The organism is Advenella sp. (assembly GCF_052108595.1).
Lineage (GTDB): Bacteria > Pseudomonadota > Gammaproteobacteria > Burkholderiales > Burkholderiaceae_B > Advenella.
In genome coordinates this window covers 1-336 of the sequence record NZ_JBQEAU010000165.1, presented here as the reverse complement: position 1 = coordinate 336, position 336 = coordinate 1, and the positions used below count along the sequence as shown (strand labels likewise).

Annotated in this window: 1 protein-coding gene; it reads left to right on the top strand. The window is 51.8% G+C overall.

Annotated elements, in window-relative coordinates; all coding sequences use genetic code 11:
- The coding region (locus tag ACTIKR_RS19710) for a MarR family winged helix-turn-helix transcriptional regulator (RefSeq protein WP_442328786.1) at nt 1–268 on the top strand (268 nt) is incomplete at its 5' end.
- Nucleotides 269–336: the final 68 nt, after the last annotated feature.

Genomic DNA, 336 nt, shown 5'->3' with positions numbered 1-336 from the left:
ACGCGCGGGCATTTCCAAACAGGCGGTCGGCAAACTGCTTAAGGATCTGGAGGACGCAAGTCTGGTCACGCGCTCACAGGACGAATCCGATGGCAGGGCACAGATTATTTTTTTTACGGATGCCGGTGTCGATTATTTGCAGCAAATCCATGCTTCCATCAAATCGATTGAGCAGGAATATGAAGCAATATTAGGGAAACAAGAGGTGGAAAATTTGCGTAGCAGCTTAAGCAAGCTGGCTTACGCTGAAAATGCCCCACCCAAATAACGCATAAAAAACCGCGACGGCACGCTGCCGGCACGCCCGGCCTTGCCGTGGTGTAGCGCGTAGTAGTG